Source organism: Burkholderia sp. Tr-20390 (assembly GCF_017104595.1).
Taxonomy (GTDB): Bacteria; Pseudomonadota; Gammaproteobacteria; order Burkholderiales; family Burkholderiaceae; genus Burkholderia.
Window position 1 is genome coordinate 22,476 of record NZ_JAAGPC010000013.1, and the last position, 24,973, is coordinate 47,448.

Here is a 24,973-nt window from a genome sequence, read left to right on the forward strand (position 1 = left end):
CTCATGCAGTCAACGGATTCAGAAACCGAACGCCGAGCGCACGAGACCGAACACCTTCGTGTTGTCGATCGTGCCCTTGAACGCCTTCGCGTCCGCGCCGTCGGCGAACAGCATCACGTCGCCGCCGCCATGCGTCTCCGAGCCCGCGCTGCCCATCCGCACGCCGACTTCCTGCAGATACGCCTCGTTCGTCGCGGTGGCCGAATCGACCGACGCGCGCACGTTCGGCCGGTTCGCGCCGTTGCCGAACACCAGCGTCGTGTAGGTGTTGCCGTCGGCGTCCTTGCTCGGCTGGCCGTCGCGATAGTTGCGGCTGATGTCGAGAATCGGGTTGCCGCGCTTCGAATAGCCGTTGATCGTCATCGTATGGTCGTGGTCGGCCGTCACGACGATCAGCGTGTTCGACAGGTCGACCTTCGACAGCGCGACGCGGATCGCTTCGTCGAACGCCGCCGTGTCCTCCAGCGCACGCTTCGCGTTGGTGCCGTGCAGCGCGTGATCGATCCGGCCGCCCTCGACCATCAGGAAGTAACCGTTCGAATTCTTCGACAGCACGTCGATCGCCTTCGACGTCATCTCGGCGAGGCTCGGCTGCGTCGGCCCTTCGCCCTTGCCCGCGACGCGGTCAAGTTCGTACTCGAGGTGGCTCGTCGAACTGAAGAGACCGACCAGCTTGCCGTTGCCGGCCTGCGCGAGCTGATCGCGGGTCGCGACGACCGTGTAGCCCTTCGCCTTCATCTCGCCCAGCAGGTTGCGCCCGTCCGCGCGGCCGCGCTTGTTCGCCACCGGATCGAACGGCGTCCAGTGGTTGCGGCCGCCGCCCATCAGCACGTCGACGCCGTCGCCGAGCGCCGCGTTGTAGCCCGCGCCGCCCGGCGCCGCCTGCGCGGCGATGTCGTACTGCGCATCGCGATGGCAGATGTGCGAATAGGTCGCGGCGGGCGTCGCGTGCGTGAGTTCGGTCGTCGTGATCGCACCCACCGCCTTGCCGCGCGCCTTCGCCAGCTCCAGCAGCGTCGCGACCGGCTGGCCGTTGCCCGGTGCGCAGTTGTTGACGGTCTTGTTGCCGTTGGCGTCGCTGCCCGGCGCGACCGCGCGCGTGTCCGACGACATCGACAGCACTTCGTTGTTCATCTTCACGCCGGTCATGTACGCGGCCATCGACGGTGCGCTGTCGGTCGTCTGCGCGTCGTTCGAGAAGGTCTTGACGCGCGCGGTGCGGGCCAGCTTCTCCATCGTCAGTTGTCCCGACTCACCGACCTTGTAGATCCGGCTCGCCGTCACGGTCGTCGGCCCCATGCCGTCGCCGAGAAAGAAAATCACGTTCTTCGCCTGGCCGGCGGCCTGCGCCGCGCCGCACGCGAAACCCGCGACGGCCAGCGCCGCCGCGATGCACTTGATGGTCGACATCCTGTATTCCCCTGTACCCGTATGGTCGGCGCTCACAGCTGCACCGCGTTGCGCACCAGCTCGAAGACCTTGTTGTTCTCGATCACGCCGTGGAACGCATCCGCGCCGCGGCCGATCGCCCCGAGGAACACATCGGTGCCGCCGTGCGTCTCGCTGCCCTTGTCCATGCGCACGACCGCCTCCTGGCGATAGTCGTCGGCGCCCGTCACCGCGTCGGTGAGCGCCGTGCCCGCGCGGCTGCCCTGCACGCGGTTCTCGCCGTTGCCGAAGCCGATGATCGTGTACGGCGCGCCGTCCGCGTCCTTCGCGACCGCGCCGCTCTGGTAGCTGCGCAGCACGCCGAGCACGCCGGGCTTGCCCGCCTCGGTCTTGCCCGTGCGCGCCGCATAGCCGTTCAGCACCAGCGTGTGATCGTGATCGGCCGTCACGACGATCAGCGTGTTCTTCAGGTCGGGATCGGTCTTGCGCACCTTGTCGATCGTGGCCTTGATCGCGTTGTCGAACGCGACCGTGTCCTGCAGCGCGCGCTTCGCATTGGTGTCGTGCAGCGCGTGGTCGATCCGTCCGCCTTCGACCATCAGGAAATAGCCGTTCGGGTTCTTCTGCAGCACGTCGAGCGCGCGCGTCGCCATGTCGGCGAGGCTCGGCTCCTTGGTTGCACCGCGATCGAGGTCGTAGCTCATGTGGCTCGACGCGAACAGGCCGACCAGCTTGCCGCCCTTCGTCGCGTCGGCGGCCAGCAGGTCGTCGCGGTTCTGCGCGACCGCATAGCCCTTCGCCTTCAGCTCGTTGACCAGGTTGCGGCCGTCGGTGCGCTTGCCGCCGCCGTCCTTCGGCACGAAGAATTGCGTGCCGCCGCCGAGCACGACGTCGACGCCGTCGCCCAGCGCGCCGTTGTAGCCCGCACCGCCCGGCACGAGCTGCGCGGCGATGTCGTTCTCGGCGTCGCGATGGCATACGTGCGCATACGTCGCCGCGGGCGTGGCGTGCGTGACGCGCGTGGTCGTCACGACACCGGTGGCCAGCCCCTGCGCCTTCGCGATCTCGAGCAGCGTCGCAGCCGATTTGCCGTTGTTCGCGCCGCAGTTGCCGGTGAGGCTCGCGGTCGGCTCGATCGCCTTCGTGTCGGGCGACATCGAGATCACTTCGTTGTTGGTCTTGACGCCGGTCATGTACGCCGACATCGACGGTGCGCTGTCCGTCACCTGCGCATCGTTGGAATAGGTCTTCACGAACGCGGTTTCGGGCAGCGTGTCGATCGTGAGCGCGCCGTCTTCACCGACCGCGTAGATGCGCGCGGCCGTCAGCGTCGTGATCCCCATGCCGTCGCCGAGGAAAAAGATCACGTTGCGCGCGGCCGCCTGCACGGGGCCGGGCGCCGTGCTGGTCGGGCCGTCGTCGCTGCCGCATCCGGCCAGTGCAAAGGCGCCCGCGCACAGCAGCGCCGCCAGTTTGATTCGATTCATGTTGCCAGCTCCCCCCGCCATTGATGCTTTCGAAATGAAAGGCGATGGTAGGAACCTGATGTGACGGCAATGTGAATGGAAATTGGAAGGATTAGAAGGATTTATGAAAGGCGAGAGCGAGGCGCCACGAGCGAGCGCCCCTTGTGAGGCGACGTCATTCCGCGTGTTCGGCGGCGGCGCTGCGCACGGTCACGATGCGCGCGGGCGGTATGTTTGCCCACACGATCCGGCTGTCGCAGGCAACAAATGCCGAGTCGCCGAGCGGATGACGGCCGGGTGGCCTCAGGTCGTACGTGAACTGGATCATCACACCGTCGGCCGACAGCACGCGATGGCACTGGTCGACGATGGCCGCCACGTCCTGGCGCGGCAGCGTGCGCAGCGGCAGGCACGACACGATCGCGTCGACGCGTGCATCGGTCGGCAGCAGCCGCTCGAGCTGCCGCGCATCGCCCGACACGATCGTGATGCCTGGAAAGCGTCGCCGCAGATGCTGGACGAACGCCGGCGATCGCTCGACCACGACGAGCCGCCGCGGCGCGACACCGCGTTCGAGCAACGCCGCCGTGATCGCGCCGGTGCCGCCGCCGAGTTCGACGACCAGCCCGTCGCCGTCCGGCACCGCATCGGCCATTTCGCGCGCCAGCTGCCGCGAACTCGGGCACAACGCGCCCACCGCGGCCGGACGGCCGACCCACTCGCGCACGAACAGTGCCGAGACACGCCACGCGTTCGGCCACATCATGCGCAGGCCTCCAGCGGTTGCACCGTCGGCCGCGACGTGCCGATGGCTTCGTGGAACAGGGCTACGGCGACACGGGGGTTGGGCATGCGCATCCTCCTGGACGAAGCGGTCCGTCGCAGGAAGCGCGACGTTCAAATCGATTCTAGGAAACGCAAACTTAAGACGACGTGAAGATTGTCCCTGATTCCGCTGATCAATTCGCGCCAGATCGGCCGGCGTGTGTCCGTTCAGCGGTCGATGCGCGGCTGGAAATGCGCGGGACAGCGAGCGCCGACGATTCTGCTCTGCTGCAGTGCGGTATCGATCGCGGCGAGATCGTCGACCGTCAGCGTGCCCGTTCGCTCAGCGCGTCGCGCGCATCAGGATGTTCGCGAACGGCAGGCCTTCGTCGTCCTCGTCGCGCCGCGAAATTTCGTCGAAGCCGAGCTGTGTGTGACGAACGTACTCCCGGCACGTCCATCGATGCGTTACGCCGCGCGCGCTGCCCGCTGCATCGCGCGCGGCACCGCATTACCGCAGGTTGGTTCTCGCCAGCTCGACGATCTCGTCGCCGCGCCCGCTGAGGATCGCGCGCAGCATGAACAGGCTGAAGCCCTTCGCATGCGCGAGTTCGATCTTCGGCGGCATCGCGAGCTCGTACTTCGACGTGACGACGTCGACGACCGCCGGCCCGTCATGCGCGAACGCCATGCGCAGCGCTTCCTCGACGTTCTCCGAATGCTCGACGCGCACGCTGAAGATGCCCGCCCCCTTCGCGATCGCCGCGAAGTCGGTCGGGCTCAGGTCGACGTTCGTGTCGAGATAGCCGGCCGCCTTCAGCTCCATCGACACGAAGCCGAGCAGGCTGTTGTTGTACACGACGATCTTGATCGGCAGCTTGAGCTGGCGTGCGGTCAGCAGATCGCCGAGCAGCATCGACAGCCCGCCGTCGCCGGACAGCGACACCACTTGCCGCCCCGGATGCGCGCCCTGCGCGCCCAGCGCCTGCGGCATCGCGTTCGCCATCGAGCCGTGATTGAACGAGCCGTGCAACTGCCGCTTGCCGTTCATCGTCAGGTAGCGCGCGGCCCACAGCGTCGGCGTGCCGACGTCGGCCGTGAAGATCGCGTCTTCCGCCGCGACTTCGTCGACGATCTTCGTCAGGTATTGCGGATGGATCGCGCGACCCGGCGGCTCGGCCACCGCGAGATCGTCCAGCCCCTTGCGCGCCGCCGCATAGTGCTTCAGCGCGTTCTCGAGGAAACGCCGCTGCGTCTTGCGCGTCAAGCGCGGCAGCAGCGCCGCGATCGTTTCCTTCACGGTGCCGACGAGGCCGAGCGCGAGCGGCGCGCGATGGCCGAGCTGCGAGCCCTTCCAGTCGATCTGCGCGACCTTCGCGTTCGACGGATAGAACGGCCGGTACGGGAAATCCGTGCCGAGCATCAGCAGCGTGTCGCACGATTCCATCGCGTGATAGCCCGAGCTGAAGCCGATCAGCCCCGTCATCCCGACATCGAACGGGTTGTCCCATTCGACGAACTGCTTGCCGCGCAGCGCATGCACGACCGGCGCGCCGAGCGTGTCGGCCAGCGCGACCACCTCGTCGTGCGCGCCTTGCGTGCCGCTGCCGCACAACAGCGTGACCGCGTCGGACGCATTGAGCAGCGCCGCGAGCCGGTCGAGATCGGCATCGGCCGGCAGGATCGACGGCGGCGCCGCTTCGCTCCACGCCGGCGCCTCTTCCGGGCCGTCGCCGAGCGCGATGTCGCCCGGCAGCACGATCACCGCGACGCCGCGCTCGTCGATCGCGGTGCGCATCGCGCGCGCGAGCACGCGCGGGAACTGCGACGCGTTCGTCACGAGCTCCGCGAAGTGGCTGCATTCGCGGAACAGCTCCTGCGGATGGGTTTCCTGGAAGTAGCCGAGGCCGATCTCGGTCGACGGAATGTGCGCGGCGATCGCGAGCACCGGCTGGTGATTGCGGTGGCAGTCGTACAGCCCGTTGATCAGGTGCAGGTTGCCGGGGCCGCAGCTGCCCGCGCACACCGCGAGCCGCCCGGTCGACGCGGCATCCGCGCCGGCCGCGAACGCGGCGCTTTCCTCGTGCCGCGTATGCATCCAGCGGATCGAGCCGATCTGGCTCAGGCTGAACGACAGGCCGTTCAGGCTGTCGCCCGTCACGCCCCAGATGCGCTCGACGCCGGCTGCCGCCAGCGTCTTCGCCAGATATTCCGCCATCGTCTGTTTTGCCATGCTGTCCTCGCTCGTTGATGGGTCGTCACACGAATGAATCGGCTGCGGTGCCCGCCTTCGCCACCGAACGCGACGAGCATACGCGATCGCTTCGCACCGCGTCGTGAAGGTGCGACGCGCCGGCGCGCGGGTCGTTCGGTCCCTTTCGGCGGTGTCGGGCGACTGTCGCCGTTTCGTCGGCAAATGGACGAGCCGACGGGGATGCCAGGCGCCAGTCCAGCGCGCATTCGTCGCACACGCGTATTTACAACGGCAGCGCATGCGTCGACAGAATCTCCTTGAGCACCATGAACGAGCGCACCTGCCGCACCCCCGGCAGATACAGCAGCTGTTCGGCGTGCAGCCGGTTGAAGCTGTCGTTGTCTCGTGTGCGCACCAGCATGAAGTAGTCGAATTCGCCGGTCACGACGTGACACTCGACGCACCCCGACACTTTCTGCGCGGCCTTCTCGAACGCGGCGAACGCTTCGGGCGTCGAGCGATCCAGCACGAAACCGATCACGACCAGCATCCCCGCACCGAGCGGCTTCGGGTCGAGCAGCGCGACGATGCCGCGGATCAGCCCCAATTCCTTCAACCGCTCGACGCGCCGCAGGCACGCCGGCGCGCTCAGCTTCACCTTTGCCGCGAGGCTCACGTTGGAGATCGACGCGTCCTGCTGCAATTGGCGAAGGATCGCGCGGTCGATGCGGTCGAGCGCCGGAGCGGTGTCGGCGGGCGATGCGCTGCCTCGATCTAATTTCATTGCGTCATCCTCCTTCTTCACGAATCGAAATTGCTTATCGCGTTCTCATATCGTCGATAACGTAGGCCGTCGCAATTGATTTCGCAAGCTCATTTCTCGCGCTTCTGCCTATCATTTTTCTGGTCGGAACACGGCCTCCCGGCCGCGCCCGCACGATTCCGTTTCCCGCCCTGTCCACCGCTTTCCGGAGCCCGCCGATGAACCTGCAACGTTTCCCCCGTTATCCGCTCACGTTCGGCCCGACACCGATCCAGCCGCTCAAGCGCCTGAGCGAGCACCTCGGCGGCAAGGTCGAGCTGTATGCGAAGCGCGAGGACTGCAACAGCGGCCTCGCGTTCGGCGGCAACAAGACGCGCAAGCTCGAATACCTCGTCCCCGATGCGCTCGCACAGGGCGCGGATACGCTCGTGTCGATCGGCGGCGTGCAGTCGAACCAGACGCGCCAGGTCGCGGCCGTCGCCGCGCATCTCGGGATGAAATGCGTGCTCGTGCAGGAGCACTGGGTCAACTACGACGATCCGGTGTACGACCGGGTCGGCAACATCCAGCTGTCGCGCATGATGGGCGCGGACGTGCGGCTCGTGTCCGACGGCTTCGACATCGGCATTCGCCGCAGCTGGGAAGAAGCGATGGAGCGCGTGCGGCAGGCGGGCGGCAAGCCTTACCCGATTCCGGCCGGCTGCTCGGAGCATCCGCTCGGCGGGCTCGGCTTCGTCGGCTTCGCGGAAGAAGTGCGCGCGCAGGAGGCGCAACTCGGCTTCAAGTTCGACTACATCGTCGTGTGCTCGGTCACGGGCAGCACGCAGGCGGGGATGGTCGTCGGCTTCGCGGCCGACGGACGCGCCGACCGCGTGATCGGGATCGACGCGTCGGCCACGCCCGAGCGCACGCACGAGCAGATCACGCGTATCGCGCGGCACACCGCCGAACTCGTCGATCTGGGCCGGCCGATCACTGAAGCGGACGTGGTGCTCGACACGCGCTACGCCGGCCCCGAATACGGGCTGCCGAACGATGGCACGCTCGAGGCGATTCGACTGTGTGCGCGGCTAGAGGGCATGTTGACTGATCCGGTATACGAAGGGAAGTCGATGCACGGGATGATCGACAAGGTACGGCGTGGGGAATTCGAGCCGGGGTCGAAGGTGCTGTACGCGCACCTCGGCGGCGTGCCGGCGTTGAGCGCGTATAGCGAGATTTTCCGGAACGGGTGACGGGCACCGGAGGAGCGATGCCGGATCGGCAGGGGCAAATCATGCCTCTGCCGACCTCGGGAAACCCGACGCATCGTCAGTCGTTCAACCCAGCCACGGTACGAATGAAACCGGTAAATACGCGACGGTACCGCTCCGCACGCCGATAACACGCTTCGCCGACGCCATCGCTCGACGCCCCCATCAGCGCATGAACCGCAGCCACGCAATCATCCGGGGCCGGCATTGGATCGCGCGGCCCCGGCAATCGATGGTCGTCCAGAAAATCCGCGCATTTGCGCTGATAGCAGAACAGCAATACCGGTACGCCGTAAACGTGCCCCGAAATCGCCCCATGCAACTTTGATGTCACGATGCACGACGCCGATGCAAGGACGTCGATGATCGACTCGATCGAATCGGCAAAGCGGACGTCATCGAATTGCATCGTCTGCGGCGTGTAGCGCTGGCGTATCGCGTCGGCCACCCGCGCACTGTCATCATCCAGCGCGACGAAGCGCACACGGTCGAAACGACCGCTCCGATCAGCGTCGCGCAAGATAGCCACCGCATGCTCGACATACCCTATCAGATGCACGGCAACGATCAGCGTGCGCGACTCGCCGACGCACGAAGGCCGGTAGAGCGCCGGCAACGCGAACGCAAGGTCGCCAAGCAGCACCGCAGGATGCCTGACCACGGAATCGCGTAGTTCCTTCAGCGATGCCGCGTCGCGCACTGCAAGCGCGTCGAGCCGCGCCGCGAGGTCGAGAAACTGCCGGCGCCGCCCGCTGTCTTCGAACGGCCCCAGCGAGACACCAAGCGCAGCGACCGGCTTGCGCATCAGCGCTCCCCCGAAGACGATCAGGCACGCGAATGCCAGCGACGCATGCGCGCCGAACAACGAGCCGCCGCCGAATGCCGCGACATCTGCCCGCACCATGGCCGCACAATACGTCGCGAAGCGCGCAATCGTTCCGATCCGGCCGCCGTGCCCGAAGTAGCGCGAAAACGGCCTCCATCGCCATGCCGCGCTTAGTTCGGGCTGAACCGGTGCGCCGACGAGCATCGGTTGTATGCCGCCCGCGCGCTCGGCCATCCGTTGCAACACATAGCCGAACAGGTCGTCACCGAAATTGCGGCGTCCGTAAAAACCGAAGAATGCGATCCGCACCGCACGCCGCCGTGTCGCAGGAACTCGCGTGTCCATTTGCGTGAATTGCGACGTTTCGCTCATGGCGTTTCCTCGCGCCATCCCCGACGCAACGGCGCACGCGACGCGCGGCGCCCACCCGCGGCGTCGTAGAGTGCGTCGAATCCCCGCACGAACCGTGCCGCGCCAAAGCGCAAGAACGTGCGTGCGCGAGCCGCTTCGCCCATACGCCGCCGCAATGCGGCATCCTGCAACAGCAGTTCCGTGTAATGCAGCAATTCGTCATCGTTGTCGACAAGGAACCCGGTCACGCCATGTTCGACGATGTCCCGATTGCCGACGATGCGGCTCGCCACGGCTGGCAACCCCATCGCTTGCGCCTCGATCAACGCGATCGGCATGCCCTCCCACAGCGACGGCAGGACATACACATCGCTGCGCGCCAGCGCATCGCGCATCGCATCCGGCGCAATCCAGCCAGACTGCTCGACAGGAGCATCGGCAAGCCACCGGCGAACCTGATCCGCAGCGCCGTCTCCAAGCCACGTGCATCGCACGTCATGCCGGCCGGCGAGCGATTTAGCAAGCTGTGCGAATCTCCAGGGCGCCTTCTGAAAAGCGACGCGGCCGGACGTGCAGACTACGGCGGTGCGGCGCTCGGGAACGTCGCCCGCTTCGCCGAATCGGCTCAGGTCAATCGCATTGTCGACGACGTGAACGCGCTTGCGCGACAACAGCATCGCTGCATAACGCGCCTCGCTGCGGGAGCACGCAACCAGCGGGCCGCCGATGGCGTGCAGGATCCGCTCGATCCCGATCAGCAGCCGCACTCGCCGGCTCGAAATGTCTCGCCGCAGGAACGCGAACCCGTGCGGCGAGTACAGGGTTCGATTTGCACTACCAAGCAGACGTGCAGCCATTCGGCCAAGCGCTCCGGCCTTCGACGAATGAAGGTGGATCACGTCGGCACGCAAGCGCCTCAGGCAAATTGCGACCCGAAGCAGCGCGAGCACGTCGCGGGGGCCGATCGAGGTCGACATCGGCAGCACGCGACGCTCGACCCGGGAATCGAACCACGTATCGAGCACATCGGACGACGGCGTATCCGGTCGGACCGAATGCACGACGATCACCTGATCGCCGGACGCGGCCTGTGCGTTTGCGAGAAGCGCAATGCAATGGAGCACGCCACCGCCGAGCGCCTCCGTCATGTGCACGATTCTTCTGGGAGAGGATTTCATTGGTCAGCTCTTCTGTTTATGGGTAGATCGCTTCGAGTGCCGGCATCACGCGATACGGCAAAAACGGAGATGCGCCGCGTCCGGCTTCGTCGAGCATGTTGTTGGATCGGCCCGCCAGCGCGACGAGCCCGATGAGGAGAAGGCACGTGGCAAGTGCCTGCGACATGCGGCCGTTCGCGGGCCGGTACTGACGCAACATCACCACGGCCATCAGGAATGTGAGCAGCAACTGGAAGCGGATACCCGCATAGCTGAGCCGCGTGAGTCCGTAGAACGCCACTTCCAGCCCGACCAGCAGCCAGAAACCCGTTCTGGGCACGGTGAACTCGGCGCGAAAGCGCCATAGCGTGGCAAGCATTGCTGTCTGCAACAGCACGAACAGCAGGCCCGATGACGCATTCGGTGCAGTCATCCCCGCATACAGATCGGTCTTGTCGCCGAGATAGGCCGGCATCGCGAGTGCAGCCACGAATGCACACAGCACCCCGAACATCAGCACCGGGCCCTGCCCGCGGCGCGTTACCGCGGGAAACAGGACGAAGAGCAGGATCGACGAGTAATGCGTGCCTGTGCCCAGCAGGGTGAAGGCGACATAGCGCCAAGGCCGAGCGTGTGCCGGTATGCGCGTCGCGAGCAGGAAAAGCGCGGCCGCGAGCCCGAACCGCATCACGTTCATTGACAGTTCGTAGAACATGCCCGGCACGATCAGCAGACCACCAAACCACGCGCCGTATCGTGCGCCTCCGAGCGCCCAAAGCATGATCAACGCAATCAGCAGCGAGACGCCGTTGACGACAAACCGAGGATCGGGCCAGATGGACCAGAGCAACCCGGTCAGTGCCAGGAAGATCGGCTCCGATCCGTAGCCGACGCCCGCTTCCAGTCCGGAAAAGGCGGTGTAGTAAGCTGCGGTGTCGGTACCGGCGTGCCCGCGCAGCGCGACGAGCGCGACCATCGGCAATGCGGCGGCCAGCAGCACCGTCCGGCTCGTACCGCCATAGGTCGCGCACAGTGCAATGCCGAAATAGAAGATCGCAAGCGGAACGAGATAATGGATCATCGAACGCTCCGCTTCGACAACATGCGCCAAGTCATACGAACCTGCCCGACAACGCGCATCGCCGCAGGTACTTCGCGAAGCTCAGCACCGCATAGACACACCACTCACCGACACCGATCGCGCCGACTCGGCGGAAGTGCCGATAGTTGTGTTGCTCGCCCTGCTGGATCTTCCACAGCTGGCCGCTCAGGCCGCCTGCGCCAAATTGCGCCTTATAGACATGCGACAGCGGCATATCGAACAGATAGGCACCCCCGCGCTCGACCAGCACGAGCTGCAGCAGCATGAAATAGTCTTCGGCGTGACGCTTGCGCTCGTCGAAACGGGCCGCGATATCGGCGCGCACCATCACGCTCGATGGCGTGAAGCGGTTCGAGAACAGGACGTCTCGGCGCGATACCGGCACGGGCGCGCGATATGCCGCACGATCGTCAGGCAGCGCTGCGCCTTCATCGAGCCGCTGCACCGGATGGCCCGTGATCGCCGCTTCGGGACAAGCATCCATCCAGCCGCACTGGCGCGCGATCTTGTCGGGATGCCACGTATCGTCGGCATCGAGGAACGCGACAAAACGCTGCGTCGCGAAACGCCAGCCGATATTGCGTGCAACACCCGGACCGCCGTTGCGCGGCAGCGCGATCACGCGAACCCATTCGTCGCCGTATTTCGAACGCAGGCTGTCGATACAGGCAAGCGTGTCGTCGGGGCTCGCATCGTCAACCAGGATCAGCTCGGCGGGCCGCCACGTCTGCGCGTGGACCGACGCCACCGCCCGCTCGAGCGTCGCGACGCTGCGATGGCACGGCACGATCACGCTGACCGGCGCGACCGGCGGCCGTGCAGATTCGGGCGACGCGCCGCACGTCCCGACCGGCGTCCCAACGGATCCGGTCGGGACGTACGGCGACTGCGCAAAAGCCAGGCAACGCCGTCCCGCCGCCAGCGCCAGCACACACCAGAGCGCCTCGCCCGCGATCGCCGCAGCCACGGCACCGGCCAATCCCCAGACCGGCATCAGGCACGCACCGAGCCCGATGTTGACGACGAGCGCGGCGAACGCACATCGATTCCGAATCGCGATGAAATCGCGCGTGGTCATCACCGACGATGCACTGGTCGTCACGAACCGAAGCGGCGCGCAAAGCGCCATCCATTGCACGAGCGGGACGACGTCGCGATAGCGCTCACCGAATGCGAGTGGAACGACGACGGGCGCCAGCACGGCGAGCACCGCGCCCACTGCCACGCCGGCCAGCACCATCCAGCGATTGCCGGCACGAAACGCATGCCGCAGGCGCGCCGGGTCCGTCGCCGCCCAGCGGTGCAGGCGCGGCATCAGCAGTTTCTGGAACAGCACGGCGGGCAGCAGGTAGACCGCGGCCATCGTCGTGACGACGACGTTGTACGCGCTCACGTCGCGTGGCCCGAGCACGACGGCCGCGACAATCAGGCCGCCCTGCGCATAGGCGAAATACAACAGGCTCGCGATGCCGAACGGAAATGCCTGCCGCGCAATCTGTGCGACACCGGGTGCCGGTTCGACCGGAGCGCTCGTCTCCGTCCCGCCACTGTGACCGTCGAGCACAGCCCGCTCGTTGCGCAGCACGCGAATCGATCGCCACGCGCCGAACGCCATGCAGAGGGCAATCGCGCCGAAAGCGATAGCGACGGGCATCGCGCCCGCATGCAGCCAGCCGGCCAGCAGCGCGACGCCGAGCCTTACCGCATGCTGGACGAGCTGCCATGCGCTCACCCATGCAAACCGGCCTTCGAGCTGATATCGCGCGCCGCACAGCTCGATTGCACTCTGGCCGAGCAAGGCCGGCAGCATCCACAGCAACAGGTTTGCCGTGCCGCTTTCGTGAGCGCCAATGCACGCCCACGCAGCGACCGCTGCCGTGGTCACGGCCGCAGTGATGCAGATGAAACGCAGCGACGCAGGTACCCAGCGGGCGGCGCGCGCACCTTCCATCCCGTATGCGCGCAGCCAGAATGCCGGCACGCCGAACCCGATCGCCGGCGCGGCAATCGTCACGACGGCCAGGGCCGTCGAGAAGTGACCGTACGTTTCGACATCCCATGTGCGCGCGAGCACGGCCTGCACCGCGAATGCCAGCATCGCCGCACCGCCCGCGCTCAGCACGAGCAGCGCGAGCGCCGTCGCATCCCGTCGCGCTGCGCCGCTCATGACCGAACCTCCTGCACGGTCTCTGCATCGCGGCCCTTCGAGGCACCATACCGATAGGTCGCGTATTTCATGCCGTAGCGGAACCGGCCGGCATGCGGATCAATGCCGTTATGGATCACGCCGTTCACCTCGACACCGACGTGGCGCAAGCGACGTGCTGCCTCCTGCAATTCGCCACGCTCGGTACGCCCGGCGCGGGCGACCACGTACACATTGCCGGCGGCAAACGGCGCCAGCAGCGTCGCGTCGGTCACCAGCAGCAGCGGCGGGCTGTCGATCACGACGACGTCATAGCGGCCCGCCAGTTCGGCCATGACGGCCGGCAGCGTCCCGGCATTGAGCAGGTCGGCTGCATTGCGCCGGCCTACGCCGGACGCCATGAAGTCGAGATTGGAATGATCCGTCGCACGAATCGCGTCATCGACCGGCGAATCGCCCGCGAGCACGTCGGCAAAACTGGCCTGCGCGGCGCCGAACATCGCGTCGAGCCGGCCGCGCCGCAAGTCGCCGTCGACGAGCAGCACGCGCTGGCCAACCGCCGCGGTCACCAGCGCGAGATTGGCCGACACGAACGACTTGCCGACGCCAGGCGTGGGCCCCGTGATCAACACGACGTTGTTGCCGGACCTGCGCATCGCAAACTGCAAGGTGACCCGCAGGCTGCGCAATGCCTCGATCGCCGGATCGTCGGGATCGCGACTCGCGAGTGGCCGCAAGTCGGTGCCGCGAGCGGCACGCCAGCCACGTCTTCCACTCACGCGCGGCACGGCGGCCACTACCCGCAAGCCGGTTGCGTCCTCGAGTTCCGCCGGATCGGACGGTGCCCGGCACAGCAGCCCGCGCACGTAGGCAGCCGCCATCGCGAGCAGCGCGCCCAGCAGGCAGGCGCCCGCGATGCCGAGCACCCGCCGGAAGCGGATCGGTCGCTGCGGTTCCTCGGCCAGGTCCAGCACGCGGACGTTGCCGATCCGGCTCGCCCGCAGCAGCTTCAGCTGCTCGATGTTGTCGAGCAGGCCGACGTAGAGCTGGCTGTTCACCTTCACGTCGCGCTCGAGCCGCACGAGCTCGCCCTGCCGCTTCGGCAGTTGCGCGATCCGGGTGCCGATTTCATTTGCTTGCGCGCCGAGCACGGCGATCTGCTGGTCGAGCGACACGACGGATTCATGTTCCGCCGTAAAACGGCTCAACAGTTCGGCACGCTTCTGGCGCAACTGCACGCGCTGCGTCTCGTTGTCGGCCGCTGCCTGCAGGATCGCCTGCGCATCGCCCGCGACGTCGACCGATCCCAGCTTGCTGCGCAAAGCCGCGAGCCGCGCCTCGGAATCGTCGAGCGTGCGCCGCAGTTCCGGAAGCTGGCGTTCGAGAAAATCGAGCGATCGCGCCGCCTCGGCGGCCTTGCGCGCGGCATTCTGCTCGACGTAGAACCCGGCGATTTCGTTGAGCGTCGCCGTGATCCGGCGTGCGTCCGCGCCCCTCAGCCTGACACTCAGCACGTTCGAATCCTTGCCCGCCTCAGCCACGCTCAACGCGTCCTGCAAGCGCACGATCGCGTCGAGCCGCGCATGCCGGACAAGCTCGAAGCGCGTGCCCGGCGCTCCTTCAATCGCATCGATCTTCAATGCGACCGGCCCGCTCGCGCCGCCGAATCGCATGTGCTGCCCGACCTCGCCGGTCACTTGCCCTTCGAGCCCCGGCCCCGACAGCGCATAACGTCCTCCCGGCAGCACGACGAGGTCGTACCGGTTGCCTTCGAACCGGGACGGCACGTCGAACAGGTCGATCGCAACATGCGCGTCACCCCATGCATAGCCGCCCCATCCGGCCCCGCCCGACGACGCTCCATCCGCCATCATTCTCGCCAGCGCATCGCCGACCACCGGGAAACGCATCGGTCGCGCATCGATGAACAGACGCTGCCGGTCGACGGCACGCGCGACGACGAAGCGCGATCCGAGCACGCGCTTTTCCGTCTCGGCGGAGGTCTTGATGCCGAACATCGACGACAGGTCGCCGAACGCCGAACGCGCCATCGAATCCGTGCTGCTATCCTCGACCTGAACCAGAATGTCGGCCTGATAAACCGGTGCCGACAGCACGGCCCAGCCGACACCCGCGATCGTGACCGACGCGAAGACTGCCGCCATCGTCCGGCGATGCATCAGGAACGTATCGAGCAACGCGGCGAAATCGAACCCGACTTCCGGTGCAGTGGCCCTCGTCATTGCCATCCTCCCGCACGGCGTCGGCCCGCATAGCCGAGATGGGCGATCCAGTCGGCCAGACCGGACGCGAGCAACGCGTAGCACGCGTGGAAGCGCTCGCGCGATTCGCCGACGGGGTCGAACACGTCGACACGATCGAACTCACGGACGAGAAACACCTTGCCGCGCGCGAACGGATGACGCGCTTCTAGCTCGCGGCGTTGTGCCACGGTCATCACGAGAATCAGGTCGGCGACCCGGCACATCGCGTCCGACAGGCGCACCGCGCGATGGCCGGACAGATCGATGCCATGCGATCGCAGCACCGCGACTGCTTCCGGCGCGGCCGGATGGCCGACCGGCGCATCGAGGCCGGCCGACGTCACCGCCACCTCGGGCAGCAAGCGGGCGAACAGGCCGGCGGCCATCGGGCTGCGGCACAGATTGCCGGTGCAGACAAATAGAACGTGAGCGATCATGAATTAGGAATGCGTAGTAGATGTCATGAAATTTGCACGGCACCACGGTGCGTCACTTCGTGACCAGTCCGGCCGTCAGGCCGGCATTGATGGCGGGCAGCAACAGGTTCAGCACGCGGCTCGCACGCACCAGATTGTTCGCGTCGACGTAGACGACATCCTTCGGCTGCAGGTCGAACTCCTTCGCAACGAGCATCGAGACCGGCGACGTGCCATCGAGATGGAACACCTGCGGCTGCTCGTCGAGCGAGCCGCGGATCACATACATCTGCGCGGCATCGGCCGAGCCGGGATTCAGGCCACCGGCCTGCACCAGCGCGTCGGCGAGCGTGATGCGCCCGTTTCGATCCGGCGTCGCGGCGACCGGCTTGCCGACCTCGCCAATCACGTAGACGAAGCTGTCGTTGCGCGACGCAACGCGCAGCAGGTCTCCCGGCTTCAACGCAACACGCGCGGCACCGGCATGCCCGGCCGCCGGTTGCGTCAGGTCGAGCGTGTACGACGTGCCCGCGCGGATCAACTCAATCCTGCTGCGATCGGCCGAATCGCTCAAACCGCCAGCGCGACCGATCGCGTCGTAAAGCGTCGTCGGCACGTCGTTCAGCGACAGCACGCCCGGATTGCGCACCTCACCCTCGACGAACACCTGGCGCGACCGGAACGACGCTACGCCGAGCGTGATTTGCGGATCGCGAAAGTAGCGGGACAACGCAGCCGCGACGCGTTCTCGAGCCTGCTCCGGCCGCAATCCAGCGACCTCGATCCGTCCTGCATATGGGAACGACAGTGCGCCGTCCTGATCGACGACGAAGCCAGCGACCGGATCGGCATCGCGCAGGGCGCCAGGTTGCTGCGGCCCCTGCGCGGCAGCCAGTTCGGGATGGTTCCAGACGACGATCCGCAGCACGTCACCGGGACCGATCGTGTAGGGCGCAGCCGTTCCGGCGAGCGAGCGCGACACGTCGACCGACGCCTGCGCAGCGTGACCACGCATCTGCCGGACGCGACCGAGATCGAGTTCGACGATCGGTGCATGCCGATCCGTTTGCGCGCCATTGCTGTCCGTGTCGACATAGGGCACCTGCGGATTCTGCGCATCGGCCGGTGCCGTCATTCGCATGCCAGGCGCGTAGGCGCAACCTGCCAGCACGGCACCCGTCAGCCATGCGACCGCGCAACGAGCTATCGGCCGGACACGGGCGACCAGCACGACGCGCGTGCATGCAGAAAGAGTTCGATCAGTACGCATTGCCGTGTGCCTTTACGTTAAGCAGCGTGGCCAGCACGATGCGCACATCGAACGCGATCGACCAGTTCCGCAGGTAATACAAGTCATGCTCGATCCGTCGCTGCATTTTTTCGATGCGATCGGTCTCGCCTCGCAAGCCGTTGACTTGTGCCCAGCCGGTGATACCGGGCTTGACCCGATAGCGCTGGATATAGCCATCGACGAGGTCCTGATAAAAGACGTCGTGCTCCACCGCATGCGGTCGCGGGCCGACCACCGACATATCGCCGGTCAGCACGTTGAAGAACTGCGGAAGTTCGTCCAGACTCGTCCGTCGCAGCCACGCGCCGACGCGTGTCACGCGCGGATCGCCTCGCGTCGCCTGCCGGATTTCTCCCGGAGCGCCCGCGTCGTGCACGCGCATCGTTCTGAACTTGTAGATCGTGAATGGCCGCCCGTACGCGCCCATCCGCTGTTGCCGGAACAGCACCGGGCCGGGCGACGACAGCTTGACCGCGATCGCGACAACAGCCATCAGCGGCGCAACCGCGAGCAACGCGAAACAGGCGAAGGTGCGATCGAAGATCGCCTTGCCGGCCAGCGCCTGGGGCGACAGCGGTCGCACGACAAGATCGAGCGCAGGCGCAAACGTGAGATTCGTCCGGTACGAACCGAACGGCGCCATCTCCGACAGATCCGGTACGAAACGGATGTCCACGAGATCCTTGCTGAATGCGCGAACGATCGCACCAACGCTATCGGCCGCCGAAAGGGGCAACACGATCCAGACTTCCTCGACGCGCTCGCGACGGACGCACTCGACGAAGCTCGTCAGATCACGGTGAACGTTCGTGGTGCCAGCATCGACCACCGGCGCCAGTGCCCTGTCGAATATCGCGGCAACGCGCACTCGCGAATTTGGGTCCTGTTCGGCGCGCCGTGCATATTCGAATCCATGCTCGCCCTGCCCGACGACGGCAACAGGTCGACGCGTTGCACGCGACGAGGCTGCGCGTCGGCAGAGCCAGCGCCGTATGCCGAATGACGTTGCATACCCGATCGCGGCAAGGACGAACCAGCCCACCACCCAGCCCGGCATGGGCATGGACATGCGCTGCCCGCCGATCCGCGCCGCGAAGGCTGCACCACCGGCCAGCACGACCAACAACCCCGTAACCGCCAACCGCACGCGAAACCGCTTCACGCGGTGCGCGGGTTCGCCACGCAATAATTCCGACGAGAACAGGATCAGCATGAACGGCATCAACAGCGCGATCAGCATCGCATCGGACTTCGAGTACGACGAGCCATCGGTCCATTGCTTAGCCGCCGCAGCGGCGGCCGCGAGCAGACACACCTCTATCAGCCGACGCCAGATAGCTCTTCCGCTGACGAATCGGGTACTCCGAGCATGATCGAACGAACGCATAAGACCTGGTCGATTCTCCATAGAAGCAGATCGACGGCACCGGCACGGACAATTCCACGCGTCACACCGCCGCGGCCGACGAACGACCCTCATCCGCAGGAAAACCACTCCCCACTATTTAGGATGACGTATTTACATCGTTTCAAAGAGTCACCAATCAACATCAAACATCATCAGATAGTCGATCTAGATAGCGAAACTCAGAGATTCGAAATGACCCACCATGCAGGCCCCCTCCTTAAACTCGTTGCCTATCACCACGGTGAAGTACGAATACTGCCACCATGGGCGCACTCGAAAAATCGGACAGATACTAAATTGGTTGATTTATTAACTTGTCTTGTCCCAATCCATGGAAAACCAATCTCGCCTACTCAACAGCAAGTTAATCGTCAAGCATCTGGGGGTGTAAGCGACGCGGGAGACCTTCTTCTTCGGTCTACTTCAGGATCGCTGCATCGCATCGAAAATCCGGTTTGATCACAACCGCTTGCAGCCCCCGTTGCGATGATCTCCGCACACAGACCGGCACCCAGGAATTGGGCGAGCTGCATTTCCGAGAAACGTCATCTATCGAGAAACACACACTGTCAGTACGAGTCATTGAAAAATCTGACAGAACCGAATAACCCGCCCGCATCACTCGTACTTGTTCCATATTCATCCCGGGAACCGTTTCGTAACATCGTCGGCGTTCCAAACGGCCGGGCGAGAGACCACGCATCGGCCGACAGGCCCATCCGTTCGAGGTCGAAAATTCGCTCTGTCCGTTCCCTGATCGCCGTGACCGGGCCTCCCCCGGCGCCGGCGCAAGCACCCACTTCTCCCCACACCACACCATTGTCCCTGCGCCGTGTCCGGCCGTTGCGCCAATCCGGGCACACTGCCGGAAAGCTGGCCGGCCCATTCCGCGTCGCGTGCCTGACCGGCCTCGCGCTGTCGCTTCACGGTGTCGCGCATGCGCAAGTCCAGATCCCGAACGCAGGGCAGTCGCTACGCGACGTCGAGACGGTCCGCCCGGCACTGCCCGCCCCCGCCGCGCCCGACCTTGCGATTCCCGCACCGGGCAACGAATCCGCGCCCGCTACGACTGACGGCCCGCGCATATCAGTCAGCGCGTTCGACATCGAAGGCAACCACGCGATCGACGCCGCACCGCTACACGCATTGCTTGCCGATCTCGTCGGCCGAGAGCTCGACTTCGCCGCGCTGAACGAGGCCGCCGGCCGGATCACCGCCTATTACCGCGAGCGTGGCTACGTGCTGGCCCGCGCCTACCTGCCGCATCAGGACATCGAGAACGGCGTCGTCCGCATCGCCGTCGTCGAAGGCCGCTACGGGCACGTCGAACTGCACAACCGCTCGCGCGTACTCGCCAGCGTGCTGCGCCAGCCGCTCGGCACCGTGCAGGCAGGCGACACCGTGCGCGGCGCGGATCTCGAACGCGCGCTGACCCTGCTCGACGAACTGCCCGGCGTCGCCGCGAAAGGCACGCTGCGTGCCGGTCAGGAACCCGGCACGACCGACCTGCTGATCGATGCCGAGCGCGGCCCGTTCGCCACCGGCTCAATCGAACTCGACAACTTCGGCGATCCGGTCACGGGCCGCTATCGCGCCACCGGGGCCGTGACGGTCAACTCGCCGCTGCGGCTCGGCGATCAACTGTCGCTGCGCGGCCTCACCAGCAATACGAACCAGCAGTACTACCGCGCGATGTACCAGGTACCGGTCGGTCCCGCGTCGACGCGGATCGGCGTCGCCTTCTCCGACATGGGCTACCGGCTCGGCAAGGAAATGCGCCCGCTCGGCTATCACGGCCGCGCGAGCGTGCGCAGCGCGTTCGTCACGCAGCCGCTGCTGCGCAGCCGGCGCGCAAGCGCCAGCGCGCAGGTGATCTACGAGAACAAGCACCTGCGCGACGACTACGGCGTATTCGAACTCGTCAGCGACAAGCGCGTGGATCTGTGGTCGTTCTCCGTCACGGCCAACAGCAATGACGACCGGTTCGGCGGCGGCCGCAACGTGTTCTCGGCCACGCTCGGCATCGGCCGGATGAGCGGTAACGATCCGCTCGGCATGAACCGGTATTCACACACGCTCGGCAGCTTCGCGAAGCTCAACGTGAATGCGATGCGGCTGCAGGCGCTCGGCTCGCGGCTGCAGTTCTACACGCAATTCAGCGCCCAGCTCGCGTCGCGCAATCTCGACTCGTCGGAAAAATTCAGCCTCGGCGGCCCATACGGCGTGCGCGCTTACGCACTCGGCGCGGGCAGCGGCGACCAGGGCTGGCAAGCGAGCGCCGAGCTGCGCTATCTCGTCGCGCCCGGCTGGCAGGTCAGCACGTTCGTCGACACGGGCCGGATGCAGATCAACAAGCAGCCGTGGATACGCGACGAACTCAACACGCTGCAGCTGTCCGGCACGGGGGTCGGCGCGAGCTGGTACGGCGCCAGCCGGCAAATCAGCGTCACCGCCGCGTGGCCGCTCGGCAATGCGAGCCGCACGCAGTCGATCACGCGCGCGCCGAGCGTCTGGTTGCAGGCCGCTCAGTATTTCTGAGCGGCTGGCGATGTGGTCCGGCGGCGGCTTCGCGTCAGCCGGACCGCACCGGCGGGCAGCGTCACTGCCCGCATCCGAAGGGGCGGATCCCTCCGCCCATTTGCTTCGATTCGTCGCGCACACGGGCGGTGTCGTGCCGGCGAAGCGAACCAACCACGAGGAAACAACAACGATGAACAAGACCTACGCATTGGTATGGAACGGCGCACAGCGCTGCTGGACCGCAGTCGGGGAAACCGCGCGCCGTCGCGGCAAGGCGAGCGGCGGCAAGCGCGCCGCCATCACCGCCGTGTCGCTGATCGGTTTCACCGCGCTGCCCGCGTTCGCGCTGCCGTCCGGCGAAGCGATCCTGTCCGGCAAGGCCGACATCCTGCGCACCGAAGACGGGCGCGCGATGACCGTCAATCAGCACACCGACAAGCTCATCACCAACTGGCAGGACTTCAGCGTTGGCGGCGGCGAGCGCGTGTCGTTCCATCAGCCGGACAGCCAGTCCATCGCGCTCAACCGCGTGATCGGCACGAACGGCAGCCGCATCGATGGGCAGATTTCCGCTAATGGCCGCGTGTTCCTCGTCAACCCGAACGGTGTGCTGTTCGGCTCAGGTGCACAGATCAACGTCGGCGGGCTCGTGGCGTCCACGCAAAACCTGTCGGATGCCGACTTCCTCGCCGGCAACTACCGTTTCTCCGGCTCCTCGACGCAATCCGTCATCAACAACGGCACGATCACCGCCGCCGACGGCGGCAGCGTCGCGCTGCTCGGTGCGCGCGTGGCCAACAACGGTGTGATCCAGGCGAAGATGGGCCGTGTTGCGCTCGGTGCGGGCAATGCGTTCACCGTCAACTTCGACGGCAGCGGCCTGCTGAACCTCCAGGTCGACGGCGGTGCCGTCGATGCCCAGGCATCCAACGGCGGCCTGCTGAAGGCCGACGGCGGTGAAGTGCTGATGACCGCGCGCGCGGCCGGCAACCTGCTCGACGCGGTGGTCAACAACACCGGCACGATCGAGGCCCGCGGCCTGAACGCGCGCGGCGGCAAGATCACGCTCGACGGTGGCACCGTGAACGTCGCCGGCAAGCTCGACGCGAGCGCGGCCGAGGCCAACGCGCCGGCCGGGTCGGTCGTCACGCGTGGCGAGCGCGTGAACGTCGCGACCAACACGAAGGTGGATACCCGTGCGGGCAACACGGCCGGCACCTGGACCATCGAGGCCGCCAACGCCGGCGTCGGCGGCGATGGCGGCTCGATCGGCGCGGACACGCTATCGCGCAATCTCGGCACGACGAACGTCGCGCTGACCAACACCCGCAACGACCTGACGGTCGACGGCCCGGTCACGTGGACCAACGACAACGCGCTGACGCTGACCGCAAAGAACGGCAACGTGAACCTGAATCAGGCGATTTCGGCCAGCGGCACGAATGCAAGCCTGCTGCTGAACGCCGCAAACCGGATCAACGTGAACGATGCCGTGAAGCTCACCGGCCGCAACGCGCATCTCGAGCTGAATTCGAAGAACGGCCATGTGTTCGCGAACGACAAGGCCGTCGTTACGCTGTCGGGCGACAACGCGTCGTACCGCTCGAACGGCGAGGACTACAAGGTCTTGCACACGCTCGCCGACCTGCGCAACGTCGATGCGAACCTGGGCGGCCGCTACGTGCTCGGCAACGCCATCGACGGCATGAACGCGGGTTTCCGCAGCATCGGTGGCGACTATTCGTCGTTCTACGGCAAGTTTGACGGCCTCGGCAACACGATCAGCCGCCTCAACATCACCAACCCCTATGCGAGCATGGTCGGCCTCTTCGCCATGAACAGCGGGCGCATCGCGAACCTGTCTTTGCAGAACATCACAGCGACGGCGCTGACCCCGCGCTTCGGCATGCCGGTCTCCATCGGCGCGCTGGCCGGCTGGAACCTCGGCGAGATCTCGAACGTGACGGCGCAGAACGTCAACATCTCGGCCAACGGCTACGCATACATCGGCGGCCTGGTCGGCTCGAACTACAGCGGCACGATCGATCGCGCACGCGTGAGCGGCAAGGTCGAAGGCGACCGTGACACCCTCGCGATCGGCGGGCTGGTCGGCGAAAACAAGTCGGTGTTGTGGCCGCAGTCGCCAGCGGCGAAGATCAGCAACAGCCACGCCGACGTCCGTGTCGTCGCCGCACGCAGCAACGGCATCGGCGGCCTCGTCGGGTTCAACGACGGTGTGATCGCCAACTCGTCGAGCGCGGGTAGCGTCATCGCCAACGGCAATTTCGGCAATGCAGGCGGTCTGGTCGGCGTCAACCAGAAAGGCGGCGTCATCGGTGGTTCGTCGTCGTCCGCCATCGTGACCGCCGGTCACCACACCAACGCCGGCGGCCTCGTCGGTCTCAACGACGGCGATATCGACGCGTCCCGCGCTGACGGCGACGTCGTGGCGGGCGATTCCGGCTCGGCAGGCGGGCTCGTCGGGCACAACGGCGGCCGCATCGCGGATTCGCTGGCGAATGGCAACGTGAAGACGGGCACCTCGAGCCGCGCAGGTGGTCTGGTCGGGCTGAACACGGGTGTCATCGCACGCGCCACGTCGAACAGCCACGTGCTGGCCGGGAGGAACAGCGCGGCGGGTGGCCTCGTCGGCCACAACACCGGCACCGGCGACATCCAGGCGTCGATCGCGCGCGGCAACGTGCAGGTCAACGGCAAAGGCACGCTGGGCGGGCTCGTCGGCATCAACGAAGGGTTCGTCGATGCGTCCATCGCCGAAGGCACGGTGATCGCCGGCAACGACAGCATCGCGGGCGGCCTCGTCGGTGAAAACGCCGGCAAGATCGCCAAATCCAGCGCATCGGGCAAGGTCGTGGCCGGCAACGGCGGCGTCGTGGGCGGTCTGGCGGGCAGCAACACCGGCACGATCGTCTCGTCGCGCGCGACGGGCGACGTGCTGACCGGCAACGACAGTGCCGCTGGCGGCCTCGTGGGCGTCAACAAGGGCAGCGTCGATCGCTCGGCCGCAACCGGCAACGTCACGGCCGGTGCACGCAGTCTTGCCGGCGGCCTGATCGGTCGTAACACGGGCACCGTGCTGGCATCGAACGCGTCCGGCAACGTGAAGGCCGGCGCGCAATCCGACGTCGGCGGCCTGATCGGTCGCAGCGAAGAGGGCCGCGTCGCGAAGTCGCTCGCATCGGGCGATGTCGAAGCGGGCGACAACAGCGCGGCAGGTGGCCTGATCGGCCGTGTCGGCGGCACCGTCGACGCGTCCCATGCCAGCGGTTCGGTGCGTGCCGGCGCGTACAGCCAGATCGGCGGCCTCGCCGGCGTCAACGGCGGCAACATCAGCAAGTCGTTCTCGAGCGGCACCGTCTCCGGCGGTCGTTATTCGCACCTGGGCGGGCTGGCCGGCGTCAACCTCAGTAGCATCGACCGTTCGACGACGGAGAGCCGCATCGCGTTCACGAACGGCTATGGCCAGAACTACGGCGCGCTTGCCGGTATCAACTACGGGACGCTGAGCCGCAATCACGCGAGCGATAGTGGCGTGGCACTGGTGGGCAGCAACCTCGGCGTGTTGAAGGACTAAGCGGGAAGGAAGGAGGCCGGCGTCGTACAGGACGACGATGTTTCGGCCTCCATCTCGACCCGCAGGC

General features: G+C 66.3%; 16 protein-coding genes. 3 read left to right on the plus strand and 13 right to left on the minus strand.

Annotated elements, in window-relative coordinates; translation table 11 throughout:
- Positions 1-18: 18 nt before the first annotated feature.
- The 5 genes from G3N98_RS06105 to G3N98_RS06125 form a co-directional block, all read right to left on the minus strand.
- The gene (locus G3N98_RS06105; protein WP_089497877.1) at positions 19-1,410 is read right to left on the minus strand and encodes an alkaline phosphatase; all 1,392 of its coding nucleotides are present in this window, start codon (positions 1,408-1,410) and stop codon (positions 19-21) included.
- Positions 1,411-1,442: 32 nt separating this feature from the next.
- Positions 1,443-2,876, minus strand: coding sequence for an alkaline phosphatase (locus tag G3N98_RS06110; RefSeq protein ID WP_206147595.1), 1,434 nt, complete (start codon positions 2,874-2,876; stop codon positions 1,443-1,445).
- 154 nt (positions 2,877-3,030) lie between these two features.
- Positions 3,031-3,621: a methyltransferase domain-containing protein gene (locus tag G3N98_RS06115; RefSeq protein ID WP_206147596.1), complete on the minus strand. Its 591-nt coding sequence runs from the start codon at positions 3,619-3,621 to the stop codon at positions 3,031-3,033.
- A 510-nt stretch (positions 3,622-4,131) separates the two neighbouring features.
- Positions 4,132-5,853, minus strand: coding sequence for a ubiquinone-dependent pyruvate dehydrogenase (poxB, locus tag G3N98_RS06120; RefSeq protein ID WP_206147597.1), 1,722 nt, complete (start codon positions 5,851-5,853; stop codon positions 4,132-4,134).
- A 244-nt stretch (positions 5,854-6,097) separates the two neighbouring features.
- Positions 6,098-6,598 carry an Lrp/AsnC family transcriptional regulator gene (locus G3N98_RS06125; RefSeq protein ID WP_206147598.1) on the minus strand — a complete coding sequence of 167 codons (501 nt, stop codon included), beginning with the start codon at positions 6,596-6,598 and terminating at the stop codon, positions 6,098-6,100.
- 197 nt (positions 6,599-6,795) lie between these two features.
- On the opposite strand from G3N98_RS06125, the gene G3N98_RS06130 reads away from it, so the two are divergent.
- Positions 6,796-7,812, plus strand: a complete 1,017-nt coding sequence (locus tag G3N98_RS06130; protein ID WP_206147599.1) for a 1-aminocyclopropane-1-carboxylate deaminase — start codon at positions 6,796-6,798, stop codon at positions 7,810-7,812.
- Between the two features lie 76 nt (positions 7,813-7,888).
- On the opposite strand, the gene G3N98_RS06135 is transcribed toward G3N98_RS06130, so the two are convergent.
- From G3N98_RS06135 to G3N98_RS06170, 8 genes are all read right to left on the minus strand, one after another.
- Positions 7,889-9,028, minus strand: a complete 1,140-nt coding sequence (locus G3N98_RS06135; RefSeq protein WP_206147600.1) for a polysaccharide pyruvyl transferase family protein — start codon at positions 9,026-9,028, stop codon at positions 7,889-7,891.
- A complete protein-coding gene (locus G3N98_RS06140; protein ID WP_179257704.1) occupies positions 9,025-10,155 on the minus strand; it encodes a glycosyltransferase in 1,131 nt (376 codons plus the stop codon). The genes G3N98_RS06135 and G3N98_RS06140 overlap by 4 nt, the downstream gene beginning before the upstream one ends.
- A gap of 46 nt (positions 10,156-10,201) precedes the next feature.
- Positions 10,202-11,245 carry an EpsG family protein gene (locus G3N98_RS06145; protein WP_206147601.1) on the minus strand — a complete coding sequence of 348 codons (1,044 nt, stop codon included), beginning with the start codon at positions 11,243-11,245 and terminating at the stop codon, positions 10,202-10,204.
- A gap of 31 nt (positions 11,246-11,276) precedes the next feature.
- On the minus strand, positions 11,277-13,433 hold the full coding sequence (locus G3N98_RS06150) for a glycosyltransferase (protein WP_206147602.1): 2,157 nt from the start codon (positions 13,431-13,433) through the stop codon (positions 11,277-11,279).
- A complete protein-coding gene (locus G3N98_RS06155; protein WP_206147603.1) occupies positions 13,430-15,655 on the minus strand; it encodes a polysaccharide biosynthesis tyrosine autokinase in 2,226 nt (741 codons plus the stop codon). Before G3N98_RS06155 ends, G3N98_RS06150 begins: the two co-directional genes overlap by 4 nt.
- Entirely contained in the window at positions 15,652-16,113 is a 462-nt protein-coding gene (locus tag G3N98_RS06160) for a low molecular weight phosphotyrosine protein phosphatase (protein ID WP_206147604.1), read from the minus strand. The genes G3N98_RS06155 and G3N98_RS06160 overlap by 4 nt, the downstream gene beginning before the upstream one ends.
- Before the next feature lie 52 nt (positions 16,114-16,165).
- Complete coding sequence (locus tag G3N98_RS06165; RefSeq protein WP_241025772.1) at positions 16,166-17,233, minus strand: polysaccharide biosynthesis/export family protein; 1,068 nt, start codon at positions 17,231-17,233, stop codon at positions 16,166-16,168.
- A gap of 118 nt (positions 17,234-17,351) precedes the next feature.
- A complete protein-coding gene (locus G3N98_RS06170; RefSeq protein WP_346779069.1) occupies positions 17,352-18,863 on the minus strand; it encodes an undecaprenyl-phosphate glucose phosphotransferase in 1,512 nt (503 codons plus the stop codon).
- Between the two features lie 771 nt (positions 18,864-19,634).
- On the opposite strand from G3N98_RS06170, the gene G3N98_RS06175 reads away from it, so the two are divergent.
- Both G3N98_RS06175 and G3N98_RS06180 read left to right on the plus strand, forming a co-directional pair.
- On the plus strand, positions 19,635-21,329 hold the full coding sequence (locus G3N98_RS06175) for a ShlB/FhaC/HecB family hemolysin secretion/activation protein (RefSeq protein ID WP_241025773.1): 1,695 nt from the start codon (positions 19,635-19,637) through the stop codon (positions 21,327-21,329).
- A 172-nt stretch (positions 21,330-21,501) separates the two neighbouring features.
- Positions 21,502-24,906 (plus strand): filamentous hemagglutinin N-terminal domain-containing protein, encoded by a 3,405-nt coding sequence (locus tag G3N98_RS06180; protein ID WP_206147614.1) that lies wholly within the window; start codon positions 21,502-21,504, stop codon positions 24,904-24,906.
- Positions 24,907-24,973: the final 67 nt, after the last annotated feature.